The sequence below is a fragment of the Enterococcus sp. AAFC-DPL-5182 genome (assembly GCF_058216605.1).
Genome location: NZ_CM177101.1, coordinates 1,464,828 through 1,486,888, shown reverse-complemented (window position 1 = coordinate 1,486,888; position 22,061 = coordinate 1,464,828). Strand labels below are relative to the sequence as shown.

At 37.7% G+C, this 22,061-nt stretch carries 20 protein-coding genes; 1 reads left to right on the top strand and 19 read right to left on the bottom strand.

The window, feature by feature from the left end; genetic code table 11:
• Positions 1-18: 18 nt before the first annotated feature.
• On the bottom strand, positions 19-612 hold the full coding sequence (locus AC4BB7_RS06835; protein ID WP_086312596.1) for a thymidine kinase: 594 nt from the start codon (positions 610-612) through the stop codon (positions 19-21).
• A gap of 173 nt (positions 613-785) precedes the next feature.
• The gene (locus AC4BB7_RS06830; RefSeq protein WP_490484843.1) at positions 786-2,303 is read right to left on the bottom strand and encodes a flavocytochrome c; all 1,518 of its coding nucleotides are present in this window, start codon (positions 2,301-2,303) and stop codon (positions 786-788) included.
• 319 nt (positions 2,304-2,622) lie between these two features.
• Between AC4BB7_RS06830 and AC4BB7_RS06825 the strand changes: the two genes are divergently transcribed.
• On the top strand, positions 2,623-4,023 hold the full coding sequence (locus AC4BB7_RS06825) for a TrkH family potassium uptake protein (protein ID WP_490484842.1): 1,401 nt from the start codon (positions 2,623-2,625) through the stop codon (positions 4,021-4,023).
• A 47-nt stretch (positions 4,024-4,070) separates the two neighbouring features.
• Here AC4BB7_RS06825 and AC4BB7_RS06820 read toward each other — a convergent pair whose 3' ends face one another.
• The 17 genes from AC4BB7_RS06820 to AC4BB7_RS06740 form a co-directional block, all read right to left on the bottom strand.
• Positions 4,071-5,345 (bottom strand): NCS2 family permease, encoded by a 1,275-nt coding sequence (locus tag AC4BB7_RS06820; RefSeq protein WP_490484841.1) that lies wholly within the window; start codon positions 5,343-5,345, stop codon positions 4,071-4,073.
• Between the two features lie 119 nt (positions 5,346-5,464).
• Complete coding sequence (locus AC4BB7_RS06815; RefSeq protein ID WP_490485127.1) at positions 5,465-6,658, bottom strand: NupC/NupG family nucleoside CNT transporter; 1,194 nt, start codon at positions 6,656-6,658, stop codon at positions 5,465-5,467.
• A gap of 21 nt (positions 6,659-6,679) precedes the next feature.
• Positions 6,680-7,729, bottom strand: coding sequence for an S-methyl-5-thioribose-1-phosphate isomerase (mtnA, locus tag AC4BB7_RS06810; protein WP_086345114.1), 1,050 nt, complete (start codon positions 7,727-7,729; stop codon positions 6,680-6,682).
• A 5-nt stretch (positions 7,730-7,734) separates the two neighbouring features.
• The gene (locus AC4BB7_RS06805) at positions 7,735-8,364 is read right to left on the bottom strand and encodes a class II aldolase/adducin family protein (protein WP_086345115.1); all 630 of its coding nucleotides are present in this window, start codon (positions 8,362-8,364) and stop codon (positions 7,735-7,737) included.
• 18 nt (positions 8,365-8,382) lie between these two features.
• Complete coding sequence (locus AC4BB7_RS06800) at positions 8,383-9,117, bottom strand: GntR family transcriptional regulator (RefSeq protein WP_490484840.1); 735 nt, start codon at positions 9,115-9,117, stop codon at positions 8,383-8,385.
• 67 nt (positions 9,118-9,184) lie between these two features.
• Positions 9,185-9,910 carry a nucleoside phosphorylase gene (locus AC4BB7_RS06795; RefSeq protein ID WP_490484839.1) on the bottom strand — a complete coding sequence of 242 codons (726 nt, stop codon included), beginning with the start codon at positions 9,908-9,910 and terminating at the stop codon, positions 9,185-9,187.
• 226 nt (positions 9,911-10,136) lie between these two features.
• Positions 10,137-13,676, bottom strand: a complete 3,540-nt coding sequence (gene nifJ / locus AC4BB7_RS06790; protein WP_490484838.1) for a pyruvate:ferredoxin (flavodoxin) oxidoreductase — start codon at positions 13,674-13,676, stop codon at positions 10,137-10,139.
• A 36-nt stretch (positions 13,677-13,712) separates the two neighbouring features.
• Positions 13,713-15,125, bottom strand: coding sequence for an NADPH-dependent glutamate synthase (gene gltA / locus AC4BB7_RS06785; RefSeq protein ID WP_490484837.1), 1,413 nt, complete (start codon positions 15,123-15,125; stop codon positions 13,713-13,715).
• Positions 15,118-15,957, bottom strand: coding sequence for a sulfide/dihydroorotate dehydrogenase-like FAD/NAD-binding protein (locus AC4BB7_RS06780; RefSeq protein ID WP_086314279.1), 840 nt, complete (start codon positions 15,955-15,957; stop codon positions 15,118-15,120). The genes gltA and AC4BB7_RS06780 overlap by 8 nt, the downstream gene beginning before the upstream one ends.
• A gap of 63 nt (positions 15,958-16,020) precedes the next feature.
• Positions 16,021-16,464: a flavodoxin gene (locus AC4BB7_RS06775; protein WP_086312584.1), complete on the bottom strand. Its 444-nt coding sequence runs from the start codon at positions 16,462-16,464 to the stop codon at positions 16,021-16,023.
• Between the two features lie 289 nt (positions 16,465-16,753).
• Positions 16,754-17,584 (bottom strand): selenium-dependent molybdenum cofactor biosynthesis protein YqeB, encoded by an 831-nt coding sequence (yqeB, locus tag AC4BB7_RS06770; RefSeq protein ID WP_490484836.1) that lies wholly within the window; start codon positions 17,582-17,584, stop codon positions 16,754-16,756.
• The gene (gene yqeC / locus AC4BB7_RS06765; RefSeq protein ID WP_490484835.1) at positions 17,572-18,303 is read right to left on the bottom strand and encodes a selenium cofactor biosynthesis protein YqeC; all 732 of its coding nucleotides are present in this window, start codon (positions 18,301-18,303) and stop codon (positions 17,572-17,574) included. The genes yqeB and yqeC overlap by 13 nt, the downstream gene beginning before the upstream one ends.
• Positions 18,291-18,548: a putative Se/S carrier protein gene (locus tag AC4BB7_RS06760; RefSeq protein ID WP_490484834.1), complete on the bottom strand. Its 258-nt coding sequence runs from the start codon at positions 18,546-18,548 to the stop codon at positions 18,291-18,293. The genes yqeC and AC4BB7_RS06760 overlap by 13 nt, the downstream gene beginning before the upstream one ends.
• A 15-nt stretch (positions 18,549-18,563) precedes the next feature.
• Positions 18,564-19,154, bottom strand: a complete 591-nt coding sequence (yedF, locus tag AC4BB7_RS06755) for a sulfurtransferase-like selenium metabolism protein YedF (RefSeq protein WP_490484833.1) — start codon at positions 19,152-19,154, stop codon at positions 18,564-18,566.
• 16 nt (positions 19,155-19,170) lie between these two features.
• Positions 19,171-20,193 (bottom strand): selenide, water dikinase SelD, encoded by a 1,023-nt coding sequence (gene selD, locus AC4BB7_RS06750; protein ID WP_490484832.1) that lies wholly within the window; start codon positions 20,191-20,193, stop codon positions 19,171-19,173.
• Between the two features lie 12 nt (positions 20,194-20,205).
• Complete coding sequence (gene sclA / locus AC4BB7_RS06745) at positions 20,206-21,360, bottom strand: selenocysteine lyase SclA (RefSeq protein ID WP_490484831.1); 1,155 nt, start codon at positions 21,358-21,360, stop codon at positions 20,206-20,208.
• Complete coding sequence (locus AC4BB7_RS06740; protein ID WP_490484830.1) at positions 21,314-21,961, bottom strand: NTP transferase domain-containing protein; 648 nt, start codon at positions 21,959-21,961, stop codon at positions 21,314-21,316. The genes sclA and AC4BB7_RS06740 overlap by 47 nt, the downstream gene beginning before the upstream one ends.
• Between the last annotated feature and the right edge of the window lie 100 nt (positions 21,962-22,061).

Genomic DNA, 22,061 nt, shown 5'->3' with positions numbered 1-22,061 from the left:
TTTCATTTTCTTAATCCATTAATTGGTTTCTACTTGTTCACCGTCGATCGGCGGATGAAAATAATGGTTACGGCAGACTGGATAGTAGGCTTCATTACCACCGATTTGGACTTGTGTCCCTTCGTAAACAGGCTGACCATCAATATAATGCAGATTCATCGTGGCTTTCTTGTGGCAGAACCAGCAGATTGTTTTTAGTTCTTCTAGTTTATCTGCATAGAGCATCAAGTATTTTGATCCTTCAAATAGTTCATTTCGAAAATCATTCTTCAAGCCAAATGCCATAACAGGTATATTCAGTTCATCTACGACCTTCGCAAATTCGATCACATGTTTTTTTCCTAAAAATTGTGATTCATCCACCAAAATGCAATAAGGCTTATAATCAAGTGCTTGAATCAACTCATATACATTTGTTTCTTTAAAAATCGGGATGGCTTCTCGTCTAAGTCCGATGCGGCTTGAAACGACACCAACGCCATCTCTAGTATCAAGTCCACTAGTCATAATCACAACTGGTTTGTCTTGTTCTTCATAATTATGAGCTACTTTTAAGATCTCGATCGTTTTACCACTGTTCATTGCGCCATATTTAAAAAATAATTGTGCCATTCCTTCGTCGTCACCTCTCGTTTAGTTCCTCTCGTATTTTACTATATTTTTGATAAAAAAGCAGTATTTTTGAAAAATTGCTTTCTTAGTTTTTAATGAACACTCGATTTTATGTAAAAAAGAACCAATAGACAAACGCGAACGTTTTATTCTATTAGTCCTTTTAAACTTATTTATTTTTGTGTTGAAGCAAAGTTCGCCGCTTCTGTTCCAGATTGGCGACCAAAGATGATAATATCTGCTACAGCATTTCCGCCGATACGGTTTGCACCATGCAAGCCACCAGTTACTTCACCTGCGGCATACAAGCCTTTGATTGGTGCACCGTCTTCTTTCAATACTTCTGTTTTGGTATTGATTTTTACACCACCCATTGTATGATGGATGCCTGGTGCGATTTTGATTGCATAGTAAGGACCTGTTGATAAATCATGATCCATCCCTGTTGCACGGTTATATTGAGTATCAGATTTTGATTTTACATCTTTGTTCCATAGATCGATGGTTTCTTTTAGTTTTGCTTCTGGCATATCGATTTTCTTCGCTAGTTCTTCAATCGTTTCGCCTTCTACAACAAAACCTTGTTCATCATAAAAATCAATGGCTTTAGCACGATCACGAACACCTTGATCAAAGACCAAATATGCTGATTTTTCTGGTAAAGCTGTGATTGCAGCAGAAACTTTATCACGTGTATCCATTTCATTTACAAAACGAGTTCCTTCTTGTGAAGCTAAAATAGCTCCTTCACCACGAACCACTTCACCGATCAAGAATGATTTGTCTTGTTGAACAGTTGGATGGATTTGAATTTCTTTCATATCTACTGTGGCACCACCAAGTTTTTCGATCATCTTGATACCATCACCAGTTGTTCCTTCTTGATTTGTGGTTACATAATCTTTTAGTTTTGGATCGTATTTTTCAAGCATTTCTTTATTCGCACCAAAACCGCCAGTTGTAACGATTACAGCATTTGATTTGATTTCTTTGGTTTCTTTATCGTTTAGTTTGACTTTGACACCGTTCACTTGACCGTCTTTTTCAGTAATTTCAGTTACGTTTGCATTCACAAAAAGTGGAATTTTTTCTTCTTTAACATTGCGAACAAGTCCGTCTACTAAGTAGCCACCGATTGCAGAGCCATCAGCTGGACGATGTGTACGTTTTTCGCTCATTCCACCTGTGATTGTTAAATTGCTAAGTTCAATCCCCTTAGTATCTAACCAATCGATTGCATCTGCTGAATGATCTACGAAAAAGCGTAATAGTTCTTTATCGTTCGTTCCTTTTCCACCCTTTAGTGTTTCTTCAAAGAATTTATCGTTGCTGTCAGTAATGCCTTCGGCTTTTTGGTATTTTGTTTCAGAAGCATTCATACCTGATGATGATTTGATCGTGTTTCCACCTGCAACAGGCATTTTTTCTAGAATAGCTGGATTCATTCCCGCTTCTTTGGCTTGTAAGGCCGCTGTCATTCCAGCACCACCTGCACCAATGATCACGATATCATATTGATCTTCTAACTCGCTTAAATCTGTATATCCATTGGCTGATGCCCCAGAAGTAACTTCTGTACTTTCTTTGGATTCTTTACTTTTCTTTGTTGTTTTGTCTTGGTCACTGCTACAACCTACCGCAAGTCCTGCAAACAAACTTAATGATAATAAACTCATGATGACTTTTTTCATTTTTTCCCCACCTCAGTAATTTTTAGTCCTACAACACTTATTTATTCAGCTTAAATTTGACACTACCTCTACCAAATGTGAAACAAATCACATTTATAAATAAAAAAATAAGTATTCAAATCCAATTCTTTTCCTTATATTTCAAAAAACAAACATAAGAATGTTACTCCTCTCACAATAAAATAACATTTTCTGCATGATTTGTGCTACATTCTCTTTTTTTTTAATCAATTTCTTATTTCTTCTAAGTGTTTATTCTTTGTTTGCCCATCATTTAATTTCTGCTATACTTATTTTAACGATGTTCAGGAGGTCCATTATGAATCGATTTCGGCTTTTATGGCTGGCTCAGCGCAAAGGAAGACGTTTTATTTCTACTCATTTTTCATCAATTCAAATTATTGTTTCTTACTATATAATTATGACAGTTATTTCTTATTTGTTATTTTGCCTCCCTTTTTTTAGGGAACCAGGATCTCAAGTTGGTTTTATTGATATGCTTTTTATGGCAATCAGTACCGTAAGTGTTACAGGTTTATCTACTTTTGATATCAATTCTGTTTTTAATGACCGCGGAGTGATTCTGTTGGAAATTCTTTTTCAAATTGGCGGTTTAGGGATCATGATGATTTCAACAGCATTTATTATTCTATCCAAACGAAGGATTTCGTTAAAACAGCGGCAATTGATCATGACGGATATGAATCAACCAAAATTAAGTGGTATCGTTCGCTTGATTCGAATCACTTTTACGATTATTTTATGGTTTCAAGTAATTTTCGGCACTTTTTTTTCAATCTATTTTTATTTTTCGGGTTATTACACAACTTGGCCAAAAGCGATTTTCTTTGGTTTTTACCAATCGATTTCAGCTGTTACTAACTCTGGTTTTGACGTTACTGGCGATTCAATTATCCCCTTTGCTACTGATTATCTTTTTTTGATCGTGATCATGTTTTTGATTTTTGTCGGCGGCATTGGGTTTCCAGTCTTGATGGAGTTTCGTGAATGGCTATTCTTTAAGAAGAAAAAACGAGGCCTGCCTTTTCGTTTTTCTTTGTTTAGTAAAATTGCCGTTTTAGCATTTGTGATTTTATTTGTCGGTGGAACGATTTTGATTTATTTATTGGAAAAAGATCATTTATTTGTAGGCATGGGTGAAGTACAGCGTTGGATCACCTCCATGTTCTATTCTATGACGACTCGAAATGCTGGTTTGCAGATCAACGATTTAGGCGATTTTCAAATTACAACGTTGATTGTATTTTCTCTTTTGATGTTTATTGGCTGTAGTCCTAGTTCTGTTGGTGGTGGTATTCGTACAACAACTGTTGCGATCATCGGTTTGTACTTATACTCTTTCTTAAAAAGCGAAGATAAAATCAATGTCTTCGGACGCCGAATCGATGATGACGATGTAAAAAAATCGATTGTCGTCTTTATGCTTTCGTTGATCATGTGTTTCTTTGCGGTTTTATTTTTGACCGCAACCGAAGATCATCCACTGATCGCCATTATTGTTGAAGTAGCCTCAGCTTTTGGTACGACAGGTTTATCATTAGGAATCACCTCTGATTTAACAACAGTTGGCAAGTTGATGATTGCTCTGTTGATGTTCATTGGTCGAATCGGCATGCTTTATACTTTGATGCTGTTTGTACCAAAAGAAACACGCGATATTGGCTATGAATACCCATCCGAAAAAATTATTATTGGCTAAAAAAACTTGCTCACTCTATTTTGAATAGAGGTAGCAAGTTTTTTATTTTAAATCAGTACATTGACGATCAAATATATCAAGAACAGTCCTGAAATCAGCCACATAGGTAACGATAGTTCTGATTTTTTTCCCGCAACCAACTTAGTCAATGGATACGCAACAAACCCAAAGGCCATTCCATCCGAAATATTCATCGTAAATGGAATCAAAACGATCATTAACATCGCAGGAAAGTAGTCACTGAAATCATCAAAATGCAACGTTTTGATTTGTTGAATCATTAGGAAACCTGTTATGATAATCGCTGGTGCTAGTGCTGAATCTGGGATATAAGATAGAAACGGCAATGCTAACAAAGCTAAGAAAAAACAGATCCCGCTTGTAATTGAAGTAAGCCCAGTTTTCCCGCCTTCTTCAATTCCTGTCGCACTTTCAGCTGCAGCCACAGTTGGGCTTGTACCAAAAATACCAGATAGTAATGTGATAAAACCAGTTACACGATACGCCCGTAAATATTTTTTTTCATCTGCTTCTGGCATTAAGCCCTTAAGTAAGCCCATTGATTCAAAAATCAAAATCATAGATAAAGCAAAGACTCCTAGCAAAAAGCTTTTAGAAAAAAAGGTACTAAAATCTAATTTTGAAAAAATTTGCGGATAATTTTTTAATCCACTCAAAGAAAAATGCTCTGTAGCACTTACCAAGCCCATCACATTAGCAATGATCGTTACAACAACTATTCCGATGAAAAAACTCCCTTGCACGCCTTTTAAAAAAAGACACACAGTTAAAATCAATGAAAATAAGGTCAATAAGGTCAAACTATCACTTAATGGTGCTAATTGAGTAAAAGTATGTTCTCCTCGTATGATGAGATGTCCTTTTTCTAAACCAATCAGTACAAGAAAAAAACCGATTCCTACAGTAATCCCAGTTTTTAATGTTTCAGGAACAACTTCTGCAAATAATTTGCTTAACTTCGTAAACGCAACCAGTAAATAAATAATACCTGCACAAAAACTAACAGCCAGTGCTTGTTGCCAGGTTAATCCCAAAGAAAGGACCAAGGTATAAGTAAAAAACGAATTCACACCCATTCCCGTCGTCAAAACGATTGGCGCATCGGCAACAAGCCCCATCAAAATCGATCCAATGATCGAGATAAAGATCGTGCCAAAGATTGTAAGCTCTTTTGGCATCCCGGCTTCAGCTAAAATCATTGTATTCACCATTATGATATAAGAAATAGCGAAAAATGAAGTTGTTCCGGCTAAAATTTCACGTTTTAGCTCTGCTTTACTAAGTTTTTTCCATCGAAACATATAAACTCTCCTCGTATAAAAGTGTAGGTATTAATCCATGAAACCAGATAACTTTTTAATATGCACGTGCAAGTAAGATTTTGATCTTTCAACATTATTTTCCTTATCAACACAAATTTTTACCAAATAAACAAACCAACCATGCCTGCACTTAATAATGACACTAACACTCCTGATAATAACATATAAGGAACATTTTTTGAGACTTCATCTGAAATCTCTTTCTTCAAAATACCATTTAAACACCCTAAAATCATACCTATTGTAGAAAAATTTGCAAAAGAAACTAAAAATGTGCTTAACACTGCAGCCATATGTTGACTTAATGAAGCAAGTTGCGGGTTCAATTCACCCATCGCCACAAATTCATTTGTCACCAGCTTGGTTCCCATATATTGAGCAGCTTCAAATGCTTCATTTAAAGGTAAACCTAAGGCAAAAGCAAACGGTGTCATAAACACGCCTAATATTTTACTTAAAGACAAACCGCCAGGAAACAGCGCTAAAATTTTATCGATCAAGGCCGCTAGTGCCACAAAGGAAATAATCATCGCTGTAATAATCAAGATCAACTTTCCTGCTTCTATAATAGAGTTTCCTAGGAAAGAGAAAAATGGTTCACGATCTGTTTTTTCAATTTTATAAATCGTATCTTCTTCTTCAGTAATCGTCACAGGATTCAATACGCTTGTTACGATCATCGCATTGATAATATTTAGTGGAATGGCTGTCAAGACAAATTGTGCAGGCAACATTTGAAGATACACACCGATCATCGCTGCAGAAACACAACTCATCGACATCATTGAAATCGTCAAAATCCGCGCACTTCGTAATCTTTTTAATTGTCCACTAGATACGGCTAATGCTTCTGTATTCCCTAGAAACATCATTTCAACAGCAAAGAAAGATTCAAATTTTGGTTGCCCTGTCAATTTAGATAGTCCTTTTCCCAACCATTTAATGATAAAAGGCAATACACCAACATACGTTAAAATATCAAAGAGCGGCACTACCAGTAAAATCGGCATCAACGCACTCACAACAACATCCATATTTTTAACATTTACCATACTAGAAAAGGCAAAACCAATACCTGAAAATGATGTTTCAATCAACCAGTTAAAACCGTCAGCTATTTTTTCAATCGCAAAGCGTCCAGCTGAAAATGATGTTAGAAACCATGCCAGAAAAATATTTAGTAACACCAAAACAACAATTGAGCGCCAATGAATATTTTTGCGATCTTTCGAAAACAAACAAGCGATTCCCACAAATAATAACACACCAAGTATATTAATCAATAAATATATCGTCATCATTTATAACTCCTTTTATTCACCAAACATTGCCTGCATCTTAACTTCGTTAGGTCGTTCAATGACCCCTTTTTCAGTAATGATCGCTGTAATCAGTTCGTGAGGCGTCACATCGAATGCCGGATTGTACACTTTTACATTATCAGGCGCTGTTTGTTTACCAAAACCGTTTGTGATCTCAGCCGCTCCACGTTCTTCGATTGGAATGTCTAAACCTGTTTTGGTCTCCATATCAATTGTTGATGTTGGACCAGCAACATAAAATGGAATCCCGTGTTTTTCAGCTAACACAGCAACGCCGTAAGTTCCAATCTTATTGGCAGCATCACCATTTGCAGCAATTCGATCACATCCAACAATAACTGCGTCTATTTTTCCTTGTTGCATGACCATAGCCGCCATATTATCGGTAATCAAGGTCACATCGATACCAGCTTTCATCAATTCCCACGTAGTTAAACGCGCCCCTTGAAGCAATGGACGTGTTTCATCTGCATACACGCGTAGTGTCATCCCACGTTCTTTCGCTAAATAGATTGGTGATAAAGCGGTTCCATATTGTGCCGTTGCAATGGCTCCGGCGTTACAATGGGTCAAAACTGTCTGTCCATCTTCTAACAAGGTCAAAGCATGCTCCCCAATTTGCTTACACATTTGGGCATCTTCGATTTTAATTAAATTGGCTTCTTGAATCAACAGTTCTTTTAATTCATTTACATTTCTTTGTGGATTTTCTTTGACAACCTGTTCCATTCGATTCAACGCCCAGAATAAATTAACAGCTGTTGGTCTTGAGCTGGCTAGATAAGTCGATATTGCTTGATATTCTTCTTTGAAGTCATCATAAGTTGTGACATCAAACGTCTGTGCACTCATAGCTGCACCATAAGCTGCTGCTATTCCAATTGCAGGCGCACCACGAACTTGTAACTTAACGATGGCTTCCCAAAGTGCTTCCACCGTTGAAATGGTGATATACTCTTCTTGGGTTGGTAATAAGGTTTGATCCAATAGGATAATTTGGTTTTCTTCTTTTACATAACGGACTGATTCTACTTGCAACATGCTCTTTACCCCTTTATATTAGCCAACATTTGCTGAATGGCTGTTTCTTTCACGATTTTTGGCTGCCCTACAGCTCGTGCATAATGATAAATTTTCGCAACATCTTCTAAATAAACAGCATTTGTATACGCTTGAGTCATTGTCTCGCCGATTGCCAATGCGCCATGATTTTCTAATAAACAAGCATTTACTGTATATTTGTTCAATGTTTCTGCTACCGATATACCTAATTCAACGGAACCAGGCATAGCAAAAGGAGCAACTGGTATTTCTCCTCCTAATAATGCCATTTCAATCAAAACAGTTGGAATAGACTCATTTAATACTGCAAACGATGTTGCAAAGGGAGAATGTGTGTGTGCAATTGCTCCTGTTTTTTTTGACGTTCGATAGATTTCTAAATGCATCTGCCATTCTGAAGACGGTTTCATTCCTGAAATCAGTAACCCGTTCAAGTCAATGACGCTCATTTCGTCTTCATGTAACTCGGTATAAGGGACACTGCTCGGTGTGATCACCATCACTCCAGATTCTCGATCAATAGCGCTGAAATTTCCGCTAGTACCAGCCATTAATCCATTCTTATATGCTGCTAGAGCTGTTTCTAAAACATTTTTTTTTAGTGGTAGTTTCATTGATAATCCTTTCTAAAATTATCGGTTACGCACAAAATTAAACTGTAAAATAGAATTCGAAACGGTCGTCTTACAATAAAAAATCGGTTGATTCAGTGTATTGAAAAATGTTTGCTCCATCATTTGAACTGCTTGATTTTCCTTTAATTTCAACTGTTTTGCTGTTTTACTATCGGCATTTTCTGCATAAATCAAACAATCAGATTTTTTGATTTTATGTTGCAGAACATGATCAAAATACTCTAACATAGATTCTTTTGATTGGACTTCCAGTAATTGCTCATCGATATATTTCTCTGGAATATAGACATCGTCAATTGAAAATGCCACACCATCTGCTGTGCGTACACGCTGAAAATAAAACAATCGTTGATCAGGCTCTAATAATAAAGCAGAAGAAATTTTTTTGTTTTGGATAGCTTTCAATGTTTCTGTTATGTTCGTACCGATTTGATAATCACGTTCTGTCACAAATTCAGTAATACTATCTAGTTTTTCTAATCCTGAACGTAAATTTGGCTTGCTGTCTAATACAAAAGTTCCTACACCATGTTTTCTTATAATGTATCCTTCCGTTTCTAATCGCAATAAAGCTTCTCTTAAAATGGGTCTGCTTACCTCCAATAGTTTAGACAGTTTTAGCTCTGAGGAAAGTTTTTCTCCCTCCGATAATTCTTTGGTTTCTATTAGTGTTTTTAATTTTTGATAAGTCGCTTGCGCTAATGTTTGTTTTTCTATTTTAAAATTTGTCATTACGTCCTCCTGAATGATTGTCTATAAAATTATAGCATATTCAGAAAAAATAATGATTTGAATTTAATTATTCCCCACACAATGCTTCTAAAGCAATTTCAATTTCTGCCTTAACAGCTTGTCCAACAACTTCAGTATGGGGATCGTACTCATTCATGTCGGCAAACGCATATCCGTCCAAAGCAAAGATACCAGCTGCAGCTATGCCTCGCATTCTGGCAATGATGTACAGTGAAGCCAACTCCATCTCCGCCCCCAAGGCTCCTGCTGCTTTATATTCCATATGAGGAAATGTCACAGCACCTGAATAAAAAACATCCAACGTGACAATGGTTCCTCGTTTATAGCGAATATCTTTTGTTGCAGTCCTTCTCTCTACTTTCTGTACTAATGAAAGGTCTCCAACAGCCGGCATTCCTTTGGGGACCAATTGGTAGGTCAAGCCATCTTCACGAACAGCTGAATCAGCCACAATTAGGCTTCCTGGTGGTAATTCCTCAACGTATGAACCTGCTGTTCCCACACGAATGATTTCCTTCGCTCCAGCTTTGATCAGCTCTTCAAAGCAAACGGCTGCACCTGGGCAACCAACGCCATGACTTGCAATTGTAACCTTCGTTCCGTGATAAACACCATTAAAAATACGATACTCTCTTGCAAACGAAATTTCTTGTGCGTCATCTAATAACTCTGCAATTTGTTTGGCACGACCTGGGTCTCCACAAACAATGACTTTACTGGAAATATCTCCAGCATAAACTTTGATATTTGGCAAAAATACTTTTTCTTCCATGATTTTATCTCCTCCCTCTAAGAGGTCAGACCTCTTTACATATTATAATACCAAAAATGATAGCGTTGTCAACCAGAAAAATAGGTTAACTATTGGCTTTTTTTATCCAGACAATTTTTTGTATTTTCTATAGGTTTGATTTAAATACATTCCTTCATTTACTTTACATAAAAAGAACTACGATGAAATTACTCTACTATTTCATCGTAGTTCTTTAGCTAAATATTTATTTTTTGATCTGACTCACTAACTTAACATAATTATCTGATCGATCTTCTGCATCATCTTTAGTCTTTGTTAAAAGATGTTCGACCACTTCTTGGTTGTCTTTAATCGTATGAAGCGCAGAGAAGCGCGTTTGTTTTTCAAGGAAATCACGCATCTTAGAAAAATCAGCTTTTTTGTAATCAATAATCATTGGATCTTTGCCTTTTTCAATAAGTTGTGGATTATAGCGATACAACTGCCAATAACCAGATTCAACTGCTTCTTTCGCTAAAGACAAGGTTTCGATCATTCCCCCTTTGACCCCATGATTAATACAAGGCGTATAGCCAATGATCAAAGATGGTCCAGGATAACGTTCCGCTTCATCGATTGCTTTAATGGTTTGCATTGAATTAGCTCCTAAAGCAATTTGAGCCACATAGACGTTACCATATGTCATCGCCATCATGCCTAAATCTTTTTTGGATGTTTGTTTTCCGCCTGCTGAGAATTTGGCGATAGCTGCTGCCGGAGTTGCTTTAGATGTTTGTCCGCCAGTATTCGCGTAAACCTCATTATCCATGACAAAAATATTCACATCGGCTCCACTTGCCAATACATGATCAATTCCGCTAAAGCCAATATCATATGCCCAACCGTCACCACCGACGATCCATTGGCTTGTTTTAACAAGTAAATCACTTTGTTTATAGATTTGTTCTAAAAGTGGATCTGTCTGGTATTCTCCACTCAAGGCCGCAGCCAGTTTAGTTGCTCGTTGTTGCGTACCTTCACCTTCTAAATAGTGTGCTAACCAATCTTTCATTAACGCTTGAAGATCATCCGATCCTAACCTATTATCAATAGCTGCTTTTACTTGATCCGCTAAATATTGACGTTTTGTCCTATTGGCCACATACATTCCATAACCATATTCAGCATTATCTTCAAATAGTGAATTACTCCAAGCAGGTCCTTGTCCGCATTCATTGGTCGTGTATGGCGTCACAGGAGATGAGCCACCCCAAATAGACGAGCAACCCGTTGCATTTGCCATCATCATTCGGTCACCAAATAACTGTGTTAACAATTTGATGTAAGGCGTTTCTCCGCATCCTTCACATGCACCTGAAAATTCCATTAATGGTTGGTTGAATTGAGAACCTTTTACAGATAATTTTCTAACTGGGTTTTCTTTTTGCTGTAAAGTCATCGCAAAAGCCCAATTGATTGCTTGTTCTTTTTGTTCTTCGTAAGGTTTCATTAAAATAGCTTTTTCTTTAACTGGACAAGCTTGAACACAAAGACCGCAACCCGTACAATCTTCCAGAGAAACTTGAATACGATACATCAAACCATCTGCTCCCCGCATTTCTCTGGCTACAAACCCTGCAGGCGCTTCTTCCATTTCTTCTTCATTCGCTAAAAACGGCCGAATTGCCGCATGAGGGCAGACAAAAGCGCATTCGTTACACATTGTACATTTATCCATTTGCCACTCTGGAACTTCTAAGGCAATCCCACGCTTCTCAAAAGCCGCGGTCCCCATCGGCATTTCTCCTGTTTTCATACCATTATCAATTAAATCTCTAACAGTCAACTCATTACCTTCTTGGCGATTGATTGGTTGAAGAATATTTGTAACATATTTTGGCAATGACTCGTCTTTGGTTTCAGGCTCAATAACAATCGTTGCCCATTCAGATGGGACATCGATTTTTTGAAGAGAGTCAAACGTTCTGTCGATTGCTTGGAAGTTCTTTTCAACGATTTCCATTGATTTTTTACCATATGTTTTTTTGACTTCGGCTTTTAATAAAGGCATATATTCATCTCTGGTCATAATATTTGTTACTTCAAAGAATGCTGTGGACATCACTGTATTGATTCTACGCCCCAAACCAATTTCACGAGCCAACTCTACCGCGTTGATAATATAAAATTGAATGTTGTGTTCCGCTATATATTTTTTTAATTTTGTCGGAAGTAAACGATAGACTTTTTCTTTGTCCCAAATGGTATTTAATAAGAACGTTCCGCCATCTTTCAATCCTTTTAATAAATCATAATTATGAATGTATGAAGCATTATGGCACGCAATAAAATCAGCTTGTTCAACTAAATAAGTTGACGTGATCGGTTCTTCACCAAAACGCAAATGAGAAAGAGTCAACCCGCCTGATTTTTTAGAGTCATAGCTAAAGTAGGCTTGTGCATATAAATCAGTATTGTCACCGATGATTTTAATCGCTTGTTTGTTTGCGCCAACTGTTCCATCTGAACCAAATCCCCAAAATTTTGCTTGAAACGTTGAATTAGGAGTTAAATCTAAGAGTTCTCCTTGCGGTAATGAACGATACGTCACATCGTCCACAATCCCGATCGTAAAGCGTTGTTTTAATTCATTCAAAGGCAACAATAGGTGATCATAAACTGCTTTGATCTGATTCGGTGTCACATCTTTTGACCCCAATCCGTAACGTCCGCCAATCACGATCGGTCGATTTTCATGTTGATATAACGCACTTTGCACATCCAATAGCAATGGTTCGCCATCAGCTCCTGCTTCTTTTGTTCGATCTAAGACAGCTACTTTTTCAACTGTTTTTGGTAATTTTTCTAGTAGATTCTCAGTTGGAAATGGACGATACAAATGAATATTGATTAGACCGACTTTGCGTCCTTGCTGATTTAAATAATCCACCGTTTGTTGAATAACGGGTGATGCTGATCCCATAGAAATGATGACTTCTGTTGCATCATCTACTCCATAATAATCTGTTAAATCATAATTAGTACCGCGTAATTCATTGATTTGTTTCATATATTTTTGAACGATTGTAGGCATTGCTTCATAATTGGCATTAACCGTTTCTCTTTGTTGAAAATGAATATCTGGATTTTGAGCTGTTCCTGAAACTGTTGGATGATTTGGGTTCATTCCTCTGTTTCTAAATCGTTCTACTGCATCTTGATCCAGCATTTCTTTTAAGTCTGTGTAGTCAAGCACTTCAATTTTTTGCAGTTCATGACTTGTTCTGAATCCATCAAAAAAGTTAACGAATGGTAAACTGCCTTCAATACTGGCTAAGTGTGCCACAGCCGAAAGATCCATAACCTCTTGCACACTTGATTCAGCTAGCATACAAAAACCCGTTTGACGAGTAGCCATAACATCTCCATGGTCGCCAAAGATACTTAATGCACTTGTTGTGATTGCTCTAGCTGCTACATGAAACACTGCGGGCAGTAGCTCTCCTGCTATCTTATACATATTTGGAATCATCAACAACAAACCTTGTGAAGCAGTATATGTAGTTGTTAATGCACCTGTTTTTAATGAACCATGAACAACACCAGCAGCTCCCGCCTCTGATTGCATTTCAATGACTTGAACCTTTTGCCCATAGATATTTTTTAATCCATTTTCAGCCCACTCATCTACTAATTCCGCCATTGTAGAACTGGGTGTGATTGGATAGATCGCAGCTACCTCTGTAAACGCATAGGATATATATGCTGCAGCTGTATTTCCATCCATTGTCTTTGTTGTTTTCATTTTTCTCACCTTTTATCTTTCCTCAGACTTTTGTTGTTACGGGCGTATTCTTTTTTCTCGTACGTACTTGTCGATTTCTACAGCGGCAACTTTTCCGGCACCCATAGCCAAAATCACTGTTGCTGCACCTGTAACGATATCTCCGCCGGCATAGATGCCGGGAATCGATGTTGCTCCCGTTTTTGGATCCGCCTCAATGTAACCCCATTTTGTTAATTTAAGTTCTGGGAAAGTGGATAACAACACTTTATTGGACCCTTGACCGATTGCTTCGATCACTGTGTCAGCTTCGATAATAAATTCACTATTCTTGATTGGTACAGGACGTCTGCGCTCTGATTCATCAGGCTCATCAAGCAGCATTTTGATACACTTAACACCGCTTAAATCACCATTACCATTATTTAGATATTCGATTGGATTTGATAACCAGTAATAATGAATATCTTCTTCAATAGAATGATGGTATTCCTCAATACGTGCTGGTAATTCTTCTACTGATCTACGATAAACGATGCTTACATGATCTGCTCCCAATCGTTTAGCTGATCGTGCTGCATCCATTGCTACATTACCTCCACCGATTACAACAACGTTCTTTGAAGCTTTGATCGGTGTATCGTATTTTGGAAATTCATAACTATGCATCAAATTGATTCGTGTCAAATATTCACTAGATGAATACACACCGTTTAGTGCTGCTCCTGGGATTCCCATGAAATTGGGCGCCCCTGCTCCTACAGAAATATAGCAAGCATCAAACTCATCCATTATCTCATCCATTGTAATTGTCTTGCCTACTACAACATTGGTTTCGATTGTCACACCTAATGCTTCAATACTTTCAATTTCTTTTTTTACGATTCTCTTGGGCAATCGAAATTCTGGAATACCATAAGTTAAAACACCACCAGGATCATGAAGTGCTTCATAAACGATAACTTCGTAGTTTAATTTTGCTAAATCGCCAGCAACGGTCAATCCAGATGGGCCAGACCCGATGACAGCAATTTTACCGATTTTGGCTTGATTTTTTGGGATAAGTTTAGAGAAATCTTGATTTTCTAAAGCCCAATCGGCAACTAAGCGTTCTAGTTTCCCGATTGCAACAGGTTCAAAATTTTTGGCCATCCCTAGTTTACAAACTTGTTCACATTGCTTTTCCTGCGGGCACACTCTTCCGCAAATTGCCGGCAGATTTGTATATTTCCCTAAAACGTCTGCTGCTTTTTGCATGTCCCCTTCTTTTATCGCTAATATAAATCCAGGAATGTCGATCATTACAGGACAACTTGTAATACAAGGTGCATCTTTACATTGAAGACAGCGAATCGCTTCCGTTTGTCCTTCTTCAATCGTATAGCCTAAACAAACTTCGGCAAAATTTGCTTTGCGAATAGCGGGATCTTGTTCTGCAATAGCTGTTTTAGTTCTACTTCTTCTAGCCATGATGGATCACCTGCGCTTTTTGATAATCTGTTAAGCTTGCTTCTTCTTCATCTGTGTATTGCTTCATTCGACTGATAAACTCGTCCCAATTGACTTGTGTTCCTTTAAATTCAGGACCATCAACACAAGCAAATTTGATACTGCCATCTATCGTCACACGACAACCGCCGCACATGCCTGTCCCATCGATCATGATCGGATTTAGCGAAACATAGATCGGTAATTTATGATTTTCCGCAGTCATTGTGCAAAATTTCATCATCATACTAGGACCGATCGCCCAACTGCAGTCTATAGACTCTTTTGCTATGACTTGTTCCATAGCCTCTGTTACGAGCCCTTTCATCCCAAGACTTCCATCATCTGTTGTAATGATCAGTTCATCCGAGTACTGCTGACATTCTTTTTGTAGGATCACTAGTTCAGATGTTTTAGCTCCAAGAATTGTGATGACCCGATTACCAGCTTGTTTCAAGCCTTTGATAATGGGGAAGATCGCTGCGATACCGACGCCACCGCCAACGATCATCACTGTACCGTAATTCTTTATTTCTGTCGGCGTACCAAGTGGTCCTGTTAAATCTAAAATCGAATCATTTGCACAAAGGCTGGAAAGTTCAGCAGTTGTTTTGCCAATCACTTGAAAGATCAGACGAATCAAACCGCTAGAGGGATCAGCATCCGCAATGGTTAGTGGGATTCGTTCGCCAATCTCATTGATTCGTAAAATGACAAACTGTCCCGGCTGCGCTTTCGTTGCGATCCGAGGTGCTTCAATCCAAAAATCATATTCATTTTTAGAAAGCTGCTCATTTTTAACTATCTTATACATATGATCACCGTAATGAATGGTTTCATTCATTTTTTCCTTCTTTCATATGACTTTAGCTTTTAATTACAAATCAGCTGTTAATTCTTGAACAAATTTTTTCAATGCCTCAATGTCTTCTTCCTCTGCATTGTTTTCGATTTCAACCGTTTCGGCAACCTTTTTAGCACCTGATTTTTCCAAAGAAGCAACAAAGTCATGCGCTGATTTGCAGAATAAATCGCCATATTCGCGATCACCTGATCCAACTACACCAAAAATTTTTCCTGCTAAATCTTTTTCTTCCAATTCATCATAGAAGTCCTCAAATTCAAATGGCAATTCTCCATCACCATAAGTGTAAGTGGCGATAACACATGCATCTGCATCATCAAAAAAATCAACGTCTACTTCTGAACACTCTTCTCGCTCTACATCAAAACCAGCTTCTTGAATAGTACTTTCTAAAATTTCTGAAATCTCCTCAGTGTTTCCTGTCATGCTTGCGTAAACAATTTTTACTAGTGCCATATTTACTCATCCTCTCATCTTTTTTTCAAAATATTTTAAAGTACAAAAAGCTCGATTGTAACCCCTTCCATTCTTCTCATACTTAATAGCTATAAAACTATTAGGTGTGTGTCCTCTTAATAAAATTTATTCAAATTACATTTTTCACATGTTCAAAAATAAATAAAACGCTTTCTTTTTTTGTTAGGTCAAAATCGTGTGACGTTTTCATTTATACTATACCATAAACCTACCTTTCAAAACAATATTTTTTAGGTAAAAAAAATAATTTTTAGATTCGCTTTTTAAGTTAGAATAAATCTTTTTCACGACCTAACCAAAGAACTGCTTCTAAAACAGCGCCGCCTAATGCTCGTGCTTTATCAGAAATTGTATAACAGTCTACTTGATCGATTGAACGAGGATCCACATCACCACACTTCAATCCTTTTTGACAGTATACTTTCTCTGAAATCAAACCTCTTAAAACACCATCCAACGGAGAATGTACAGCAACTTGATCAATATAGAAAAGTACTTCCCCTCTTTTTACAACGTCTCCGATTTTTTTTACATGTTTGACTTTTCCTGATGCGGGAGAATGAATGACACGTTCAGAACTTTTTCCACCAATTTCTCCTGGAATGCCGGTATTAGGCATAGCTTCACCTTGGAAATACAATCTGCCTAACTGATGTCCTCTCATTGTTTCAATCACAACATTGACATCTTCTGGTGCACAAAATCCCGGTCCTAATGCAATTGTAATTGGTGCCATATTTTTATTCGTCCCTATATTTTTTTTAGCTAATATGGCATCTACCAAAATAGTTGGTTTCAGTTCTGTTACTAATTCAGCTTGTTCGTCGATCATGATCGGGATCTGTTGGTTACTCCAAACTTCGTGACATTCTGGTAGCGTAGAAACCAAGGTTGCGTTAAGATCTTCTACTTGGTGCTCTCCTTGGAAAATGGCTGTACATAATGCTACAGTTCGACGAATGGCTAATGGTTTAGCCGTTTCAAAAATAACCACTTTAAATCCTGCGTGAACTAATTTTTGGATCACTCCAGTAGCTAAATCGCCGCCACCACGAACTGCCACAATCGTTTCAGCAATCGGTCGTTTTACTTTTCCCATAAGACGCTTCCTTCCCCTGACTGAATATTACACGCAATTACTTTACTTAAACGTTTCAATAACATGTGTGGTAGTAAGGATAACACTTTTTTGGCTTGAATCAATTGCTCTTCGGTTTCTACTTGGTTAATACACAAGATTCGTTGTCCTTGGCTTTTTGACCATAAACCGGTGGGGCTAGCAATGATTTCAGCGAGGGTTTCTTCTTTGATTTGCGCTCCTTGAATAGCCCCTGTCGCCCGTAAAAAAAGAGGTAGACGATGAACAGTTTTTTGATTGATACATTTTCCTAAAACAGAAATCGGAATCAAGCCAATCGTTATCGTCGTTTCCGCTAAAATAACAGGCTCAAACGTTTCCCACCCTTTTAATGGTAACTGTTTAGACCCATCAGCTTCTAAAAAAACCTTGTCAAAATAGTGGAGTGATTCTTGAAAAACAGTCGCTGGCAGTGCACTTAATTTATAGCCACCAGATGTATGATTTCCAGCTAATGTGATACCTTTACCATCTTTGCCAAGTTTTGAAAAATTTTCACTATAGAAAAAATCATAGGGTCGATTCACAGGATAGCCAATTTTAGTTGTCGTACTGACCAAAACATTTTGTTTACGGTAATGATCCGCAAGATACCACATCAAGCTTGTCTTACCACCGCTGCCGATCAATGAGACCACCTGGTGCCCCTGAAGATTGAAACAGTCTATCAAGGCCTCCATGGTATATACCTCTTTCCACTGTTATTCTCTTCAATTTTAAACATTGCTTCGATTGGTATCTTTGCTTCGTTTAAATACCTTTGCCCAGCTAAGAAATCTTGAATCGCCACCCTTAAACAAATCCCACAAAAATCACCTAGACTTGTTGGCAGTGCCATAACGGCTACTGAAATCTTTTTTTCACTTAATATTTTCTCACTATGAATGGCATAGTGGGTATTTTGAAACGTTAAGAGATAGTCCATTTTCTCACCTCGTTTTTAGAAATTGATCACTTTTTTTGCTTGTGCCATCACCTGTGCGATTCCATACATATTTGTGATTTCACCAATCGCTAAACTTTCTTTCATTTGATAAAAATCTAAACACGCACCACAAGTACTTATCTGTGTGCCTCTCTCTAATAAAATGTGTAAATCTTTTAAAGCATTCGAGGCTTGATTCGTCAAAAACGCACCGCTATTAAAAAACAAAAGATGTTCAGGTGGTGTATCTAACTCTGTCAAAGAATAAATATAACTTTTTAATAACATTGCTCCTAAATCTGGATCGCCATCCCCCATCGTTTTTCTGCCGAAAGCAATGACTAACTCACTATTTTGCGCTGTGGAATCGATTTGCTCTTGATTTTTAGGTACAACAATTTCAACAGTATATTCATCACTATTTAATTTTTGACTTGTTGCTTTTAATCCCAGTCCAGATGCCATTTTCCGCAGGTTCTCAACGGATACTTCGTTATCGACTGCTATCTCTACTATTCCTCCAGAGTTTTTTATTTCTCGGACCGCTTTTTTTGCTTCGATCACTGGAATTGGACATGGTTTACCTATTGCATTGATTTTACTCATTGATGTTCCTTCTTTCTCATAAAATGACAATCGATCGATCAAACTCTTTTTCGCAAACTTCACCAATAATTGCAGCAACCGGATCATCTTTTTGAATAGCTGCAAGACATTCTACAGCTTTTTCTGGTCCAACACTCAGCAATAATCCACCTGAGGTTTGCGGATCAAATAAGATTTCTTGAAAAGCAGGAGAAATGAAGCTCAAATCAATATTTTGCTCTGCAAATTGACGATTTCTTTGTCCAGCAGCTGTAGCCAAAAATTCTTCTGCATAGTGATATGCTTCTGGCAAGAGCGGTAATTGTTCCGTATCAATGACAAGCGTAACAGTATCTCCAGCCATCTCAAGCGCATGGACCAATAAGCCAAACCCTGTCACATCCGTACAAGCATGAACAGGAAAATCCCGCATTTTTTCAGCAGCATACTTATTTAATCGTTCCATAGAGTGAATTGCTGCTGCTTCCGCAATTTTTGAAGCTAGACCACCTCTTGCTGCAGACTGAATTAGACCCACACCTAATGCCTTAGTAAGAATCAAAACATCTCCTATTTTTGGTGTATTATTATGAATGATTTTTTGTGGATCAACTTGTCCGGTCACCGCCAATCCATATTTAGGTTCATGATCATAAATCGAATGTCCACCTGCCAGAGAAGCCTGAGCTTCTTGAATTTTTTCTGCCCCACCGATCAGTATTTCTGAAAGCTTTTGCTTCTCCATTTTTTCTGGAAAACAAACTAAATTCAATGCATACAGTACGTTGCCTCCCATTGCATAAACATCACTCATCGCATTCGCTGCAGCGATTCTACCAAAAGTACGCGGATCTTCCACCATAGGAGAGAAAAAATCTACCGTTGAAATCAGTGCTAAAGTGTCAGATAGTTGGTACACTGCCGCATCGTCAGACGCATTAAAATCTACTAAAAGATTTTCATCTGTAGATTTAGGTAGATTTCTCAAAAATCCACTTAACTCATGTGGTCCGATTTTCGCCCCACATCCACCAGATGTACATTGTGATAAAAAATCCATCGCGTTTCTCCTTTATGGTTTCAATAAAATTTGTTTTAACGCTTCTAGTGCATAATCAATTTCGTCTTTGGTCGTGTTCCAACCAAAACTAAAGCGGACAGCACCGCTATTTATCGTGCCTGCTGTTTGATGTGCAAGCGGAGAACAATGTAAGCCTGATCGAGTTATAACTTGATGCTGTTCAAACAGCCTTTGAGAAAGGTCACCAGCATCGATATGTGGTGCTGTAATCGAAACAACAGGCACCTTTTGCATTGGATCTACACTTCCTAAAATAGTAACAGGCAATGAATCCAAACCGGTTAAAAATCGTGCTGTCAATGCTCGTTCGTGAGCTGCTATTTTGTCTAATCCAAGTTCTACAATTTTTCCAAGTGAACTTTTAAGGCTTAAAATTCCCAAGGTATTTAAGGTGCCTGGTTCAAATTTATCAGGTAAAAATTTAGGTTGTGCCAAAGATAGTGATGCACTTCCAGTTCCACCGCTCATCCATGGATCGATCAATGTTTCCAAATCTTGTGCTAAAGCAAATCCGCCGATCCCAGAAAGCCCCATCAAACTTTTGTGTCCAGTAAATACTAAAACATCGATCAACATTTCTTCCATATCGATTGGTAAGAATCCTGCCGTTTGCGCACTGTCTAAAATTGTGATGATTCCATGCGCTTTTGCGAGTTTAAAACATTCTTTCACAGGTAAAATCGTGCTTAATACGTTTGATGCATGTGTCATTACCATAATTTTTGTTTCCGGGCGGATCAGCGATTCAATTTGCTTAGGATCAAGCTGACCATTTTGATCACAGGTTAAATGCGTTACTGAAATATGCTGTTTCGTTTCTAGCAAATATAAAGGACGAGCCACTGCATTATGCTCAACTGAAGTTGTCAATACATGATCTCCTGATTTTAATATACCGTTTAAAACTATATTCAGCGAAGTCGTTGCATTCGCTGTGAAAATTATATGTCCTGGATCAGGTGCATGAAAAAAATTTGCTAAAGCCTGACGTGTGTTAAATATCAATTCAAGCTCACCAATGTTTTGAAAACTACGATTGTTACTTAAATTATTATTTGTCGCCAAGTATTGACATAGTTCTTTGATCGTTTCTTCAAATTTATGGTTTGATGTAGCGGCATGATTCAGATAAACTGGCTGCTCCATTTTTCTTTCCTCTCTTACTCCCAAATTGGTCTTGATCGATTAATCTTTGGTATTCTTCTGGTGTATCGATATCTATCAAACGGCTTGGCGTATTCACTTTGATCTTACGCCATGCTTCTGGATGATTGTTTCGGACAACACGTCCTCCCGATTTTCCTTTTACCTCAAGTAACTCTGAACGAAATTTTTCACCAAAAAAAATTGGGCTAGATGGGTTTTCCTTTTGATCGACTGGGAACACAATTGTTTCTTTTGAATACATCAAAAAAAGTGATTCTAGTAATTTTTGATCTAATAATGGTTGATCGATTGGAAGATAAAGATACCCTTCCCCAGATGCTGCTTGTGTACCTAGACGGACACTTGCGCTCTGACCGCTTTTAGCTTCAAGATTTTGAACAACTTTTAAATCATTGGAAAACCGTAACCCTTGTAAATTTTCAGGAGAAATAACTAAGATTCGTTCATAAAAAGCCACTTCATTTGAAAGGTTTACTATACGTTGTAAAAAAGTTTCCCCATGATAATCAAGAAATAATTTATTACGCCCCATCCTTAAAGAAGAACCTGAAGCCATGATAATCGCACTGACTTTCAGCATTCGTAACGCTCCTTTAGCTTTATTTGATCATAGAAAACAAAAAACACACCCAAGTCGAATTATCGGATGCGTTTTTGCGCCTTTTGTGTATCGCTTTTTA